This is a genomic window from Streptosporangium sp. NPDC006013 (assembly GCF_040614275.1).
In the GTDB taxonomy this organism is placed as follows: domain Bacteria; phylum Actinomycetota; class Actinomycetes; order Streptosporangiales; family Streptosporangiaceae; genus Streptosporangium.
In genome coordinates this window covers 1-5369 of sequence record NZ_JBEXUE010000592.1, presented here as the reverse complement: position 1 = coordinate 5369, position 5369 = coordinate 1, and the positions used below count along the sequence as shown (strand labels likewise).

5 protein-coding genes are annotated in these 5369 nt (G+C 68.7%); all 5 read left to right on the top strand.

All coding sequences use genetic code 11. The annotated features are described in order from the left end of the window. The first annotated feature begins 107 nt into the window (after positions 1–107). Positions 108–1025 (top strand): aldo/keto reductase, encoded by a 918-nt coding sequence (locus tag ABZ260_RS45655; RefSeq protein ID WP_355630689.1) that lies wholly within the window; start codon positions 108–110, stop codon positions 1023–1025. 852 nt (positions 1026–1877) lie between these two features. Continuing rightward, positions 1878–2630, top strand: a complete 753-nt coding sequence (locus ABZ260_RS45650; RefSeq protein ID WP_355630686.1) for an SDR family oxidoreductase — start codon at positions 1878–1880, stop codon at positions 2628–2630. A gap of 380 nt (positions 2631–3010) precedes the next feature. Further along, positions 3011–3640, top strand: a complete 630-nt coding sequence (locus ABZ260_RS45645) for a helix-turn-helix domain-containing protein (RefSeq protein ID WP_355630683.1) — start codon at positions 3011–3013, stop codon at positions 3638–3640. Beyond that, the gene (locus tag ABZ260_RS45640) at positions 3637–5154 is read left to right on the top strand and encodes an MFS transporter (RefSeq protein ID WP_355630680.1); all 1518 of its coding nucleotides are present in this window, start codon (positions 3637–3639) and stop codon (positions 5152–5154) included. Before ABZ260_RS45645 ends, ABZ260_RS45640 begins: the two co-directional genes overlap by 4 nt. A 28-nt stretch (positions 5155–5182) precedes the next feature. Beyond that, the coding region (locus tag ABZ260_RS45635; RefSeq protein ID WP_355630677.1) for a hypothetical protein at positions 5183–5369 on the top strand (187 nt) is incomplete at its 3' end.

The window sequence follows — 5369 nt, the reverse complement described above, 5'->3', positions numbered from 1 at the left end:
GCTCGCGACCCGTGGAAGCCCCTGTCCTTCGTCGACAGCAACAGCCCCGGCCGTCAGAGCGAATACGGACGTGCCAGGACGGCCGGGACCGAAGAGAGGACGATGACGTGACGCTGCCAACCGCGAAGCTCGGAAGGACCGGATTGCAGGCGAGCCGTCTCGGCTACGGAGCGATGGAGATGCGCGGGCCACAGGCGTGGGGCAAACCGATAAGCGACGATCAGGCCCGCACGGTATTGAACACGGTCCTCGACTCGGGAGTGAACCTCATCGACACCTCGCCGGACTACGGCGACGCCGAGGAGCACATCGGCCGCTGGATCTCCCACCGGCGCGACGAGTTCGTCCTCACCAGCAAGTGCGGCTGCCCACTCGCCGCGGACGGTGACCCGCGGACGGGTCCGCCGCACGTCTACACCAAGGCGAACGTCCGCGCGTGCGTCGAGCAGAGCCTGCGCCGGATGCGCACCGACCACCTTGACATCTTGATGGTGCACATGAGTCCGAGCGTCGCCGTGATGCAGGCCGAGGACACCATCGCCGAGATGCAGGCCCTTCAGGACCAAGGCGCGATCCGCTTCACCGGCATGTCGGGGAATCTGCCCAACCTTCCGGAGCACATCGCGATCGGGGCGTTCGACGTTTTCCTCCTCCCCTACTCGGCGCTCGACCGCTCCCACGAGGAACTCATCAGCGCCGCCGCGGCAGCCGGCGCGGGGACGATCGCTCACGGCTCAATCGCCCGCCCGCTCATGGCTCCGCCCGAGGCCATGCCGGAGCCGATGCGCCGGCCGCTCGCCGACCGCCACGCGCGACTCGCCGCCGCCGACCTGGACGATCTGGCAGACGGCGCCTCGACGATGGAACTCCTGCTCCGCTTCATCCTCACTCACCAAGATCTGCACTCGCTGATCGTCGGCTCGACCCAGGTAACGCACGTGCAGGCCAACGTCGCAGCCGCCCAGAAGGGCCCACTCCCGATGGACGTGTACGACGCACTGCGGGACCGCCTCAGCGCGAGGTAGGAGGGGTGCCGGTAAGAATCACGCTATGAGCCCCAAACCGCGTTGATCCTGTGGTCTTTGTTGAGCGCCACCTGAACTTCAGCGAGCGCGTCATCGGTCTTCAGTGAGTTCGGCGGCGCCCCGGGCGCGTCCCTCGTCGAGGAACTCGACGAGGGCGTTCCCGGGCGTCGGCGGCGTGGACCGAGCGCTGGTCGCACTCGGTTGTCTTCGGGTGCTACCGACGCAGACGAAGGAGGAACGGTTCCGGCTTCCACCTGGACGCCGCTGCCCGGCGGCGGGCGATGGCCGCCAACGGTGCCCGCAACCAGAGCCGGGCAGGATGAGCTCGCGCAGGAAGTCATCGAAGGCACCGAACATGTGGAACTGCAGGCGCCCAGACGGCGAAGACCCAGCGCTACCCCGACACCCTCGAACAGGCCCGCGCCGAGTACACCGCCCCTATAACCTCGCTGACCCGCGGATCATCCCCTCGGCGCCGACAACCAGGGCGGACAGTCCCTTCCCTCTCGGCACGCAACACCACATCACCTCAGTTCAGGGCCAGGTTCGTTGGATTCTGCCCCGTTGCTACCGGGACCCCTGCCGGGACACCGACAATCCCTGCATGGGCAGACCCACGCCGTCCGCAACAGAACTCCCCGGCCCGCGTTAGCACAGGTCAGGGATATCCGACCAGAATTTCTTCAGCACTACCGGGATCCCTATCACCGCCGGTTGACCGGCCCGGCATCGAGGGGACCAGAGTAAATCAAGCGATTGCTTGACATTCTTGCGATCGTGGACCTAGTGTTGCGGCGCCCGTACCGATTTCCGCGTGCCGTCGGACACCGGCACTGACGCGTAGGAGAGAAGATGGATCTTGGGCTCTCAGGGCGGCGCGCCCTGGTAACAGGTGCGAGCGCCGGTATCGGCATGGCGACGTCGCGCATGTTGGCCGCTGAAGGAGCACAGGTCGTTCTGGTCGCGCGACGGCTTGACCTTCTTGAGGAACTCGCGGAGGAGATCGCGGCCGAGGGCCACCCGCGACCCCTCTGTTTGGTAGCCGACCTTACCGACCCGAGCGCGGCGGTACGGTTGAGGCGGCAAGTGGAGGAACGCCTTGGCCTACTCGACATCCTGATCAACAACGCCGGGCGCGCCGAACCCGCGGGCGCCGACCTCGACGAGGCGCTGTGGCAGAGTCAGTTCGAACTCAACTTCCACTCCAAGCGGCGGTTGGCCCAGGAATTTCTGCCCCTTATGGCGGCAGGCGGCCGGGGGCGTGTCGTGAACCTCGTCGGCATCCTTGAGCCCGTCGCGGTGTCGGCGGCTCAGGCGGCGGTCGCGGCGTGCATTCTCTGGGCCAAGGGGTTCTCGCGCACGGTCGCATCGCAGAAGGTCACCGTGAACTGCGTGGCGCCGGGGCGAATCGACAGCGAGCAACTCCGCGCCCACTTTCCCACGCAGGAGGCCCGGGAGGAGTTCGCCCGCAAGCTGATCCCCGCCGGCCGGTTCGGGACTGCCGAGGAAGCGGCCGCGCTCATCGTGTTCCTCGCCTCGGGGCCGGCAGGCTACATCACTGGAGAGACCTTCACCGTCGACGGGGGCATGCACCGGTCCATCTAGACCTGTGCGGCGGGGGCACCTTGGCCACGTGCGGCCGCCCCTCCTTGTCGACGCTGACGTCGGCACCGAGCCGGGAGACGACATCACACAAAGCCAAGTGCGGGACCAGGGCGTGCTCGGCCGGCGGGGTCTCGGGGCTTTCCGGCAGCCGCGGATCCGTCAGCACCGCCCCCTTGGCAGCCTCCCGGTCCGGGCCGTCCGGTAGCTGGCCGCGCGGATCCCGCCGGCGAGGCCTCGGCGTAGACGAGTCCTGTGGCTCCAGCCAGCGATCATCGAGGGCCTGCTGTGAACGAGTCGATCGGCCCACCGGCGACGCGAATGGTTCAGACAATCAGCTATCGTTTAAGACATATATGTCTCAAACGATACGGAGTTGACTGATGGCTGTGAGTCGCGATCAGATCATCGTCGCCGCGATCCAGCACCTCAACCACGACCCGGCCGCGTCGATGGCCGACATCGCCGAGGCGACCGGAGTGAGCCGCGCCACCTTGCATCGGCACTTCACCGGTCGAGAAGAACTGCTGCTCGCACTCGGTCACCGCGCGCTGGATCGATGGGAGGAGGCCCAGTACAGGGCCGGGATCGAGCAGGCCGCCCGCTCCGTGGAGCCGGTGGTGATCACCACCGCTCTGAGGGAGATGCTGAGTGGACTGATCGGCGAGGCCGAGGAGTACAACTTCGCGCTCACCGACCTGGTGATGTCGGTGCCCGAGCTGCGAGAACGCGGTGACGAGTTGGAAGGCAGGGAGATCGCGCTCTACCAGGCGGCCCAGCGCGCCGGGGTCCTGCGGGCCGACCTGCCGGTGCGGTGGATCAGTAATACGGTGTACGGCCTGCTGCTCGCCGTACGGGAAAGCCTGAACCGGGGCGACGTCGCACGGCGCGACCTTCCCGGGATGCTGCACGAGACCTTCTTCCGCGGCGCCGGCGAGCACGATCCTCACCATGGCGGCGGTTCACAGGGTAAGGCCGGGGAATACGGGCCGCAGGGCGGGAGAAGGGCATGACGCGCACCTCCTACGCGCCGTCGACGGAGCCCGGTGTGTCGCGGCGGCGGCGCTGGGCCGGGCTGGCGGTACTGTCGGCGAGCCTGCTGCTGGTGGTCATGGACATGACCATCCTCAATGTCGCCCTGCCCGCGATCTCGGCCGACCTGCGTCCCGGTTCGGTCGAGTTGCTGTGGATGGTGGACGTCTACGCGCTGGTGCTGTCCGGTCTGCTGGTCACGGTGAGCGCGCTCGGTGACCGATGGGGCCGCAAAAGGATGCTGCTCACCGGCTTCTCACTGTTCGGGCTGGCCTCCACGGTGGTGCTCTGGGCCGACTCACCCGGCGAAGTGATCGCGGTGCGGGCGATGCTCGGCGTCGGCGGCGCCATGATCATGCCGTCCACGCTGTCGATGATCCGTACCCTGTTCACCGACCCCAGGGAGCGGGCGACCGCGCTGGGCGTCTGGGCCGCGATGGCCGCCCTGGGCGGCGCGCTCGGGCCGATTCTGGGCGGGTTGCTGCTGGAGCACTTCAGCTGGCACGCGGCGTTCCTGGTGAACGTTCCGGTGATGGCGGTGGCGATCGTCGCCGGTCTCTTCCTGCTCCCTGAGTCGCGCAACCCGCGCTCGGGCCGCTGGGACGTGTTCGCCACGGCGCTGTCGATCACCGGGATGGTCGCCCTGGTCTACTCGATCAAGCAGTTCGGTAAGGAGGGCCCGGCCGGCATCGGTCCGTGGCTCACCCTCGGCCTCGCCGTGGTGGTTCTCGCCTGGTTCGTCCGGCGCTGCCTGAACCGGTCCGACCCGCTGCTGGAAATTCGCCTGTTTCGCAGCCGGCCGTTCACCGCGGGCACGATCGCCGCGCTGAGCACGTCGATCGGGATGGCGGCGATGATGTTGCTGATGGCGCAGTGGATGCAGCTCGCAGGCGGCTACTCCCCGCTGGAGACCGGCGTGCGGCTGCTGCCGACCGCGCTGGGCGCGCTGGTGCTGTCGCCGCTGGCGCCCTCGCTGGCGGTGCGCGTCGGAACCCGCCCGGTACTGGCCGGAGGACTGGCGGTGGCCGGGCTGGGATTCGGCGTGCTGTACGCCGCGCCCGTCACCTATCCGTGGATCGCCGTGTCGCTGCTGCTGATCGGGCTGGGTATGGGCTCGCTGGCGATCGCCTCGGCGGTCATCATGGCCGGTGCGCCACCAGAGAAGGCGGGCAGCGCCGCCGCGATCGAGGAGACCAGCTACGAACTGGGCGGCGTACTCGGCGTCGCGGTGCTGGGCAGCGTCGCCGCGGCCGTGTACCGGGAGGCGCTGCCGGCCGCCGCGGGTGATGCCGCCCGCGAGTCGCTGGCCGCCGCGATCGAGGTCGCCCGCCAGACCGGAGCCACGGGAGCGCACCTGGCCCAGCAGGCCAAGGTGGCGTTCACCTCGTCGTTGGAGATGACCGGGCTGGCCGGGGGAGTGCTCATGCTCGCCGCCGCGCTCGCCGTCTGGTGGCTCGTTCCGCGCGACCTCGATGTCACCGCCGGGCACAACTGATCGCCACACGCCGCCGACCAGAGGTGACTTGTTCTTCGATCAGGCCGATGGGCGGCTCGGCCTCAACAACGAGGATCTGGACCTGGCAGGGCGCCGGGCGCGGGTGAAGGCCAAGGGTTCGCCACCACGCTCCCGGTGGGACTCACCCGCCGAGCCAGCCACACCGCCACACTGCCGCCGCCCGCCCCCACCTCCAGACACCGCCACCCCGGAGC

Bases quoted from the DNA above. Each gene is read 5' to 3' on its own strand.
- ABZ260_RS45650 (WP_355630686.1), top strand. From the start codon at position 1,878: ATGGATCTTGGGCTCTCAGGGCGGCGCGCCCTGGTAACAGGTGCGAGC.
- ABZ260_RS45645 (WP_355630683.1), top strand. From the start codon at position 3,011: ATGGCTGTGAGTCGCGATCAGATCATCGTCGCCGCGATCCAGCACCTC.
- ABZ260_RS45640 (WP_355630680.1), top strand. From the start codon at position 3,637: ATGACGCGCACCTCCTACGCGCCGTCGACGGAGCCCGGTGTGTCGCGG.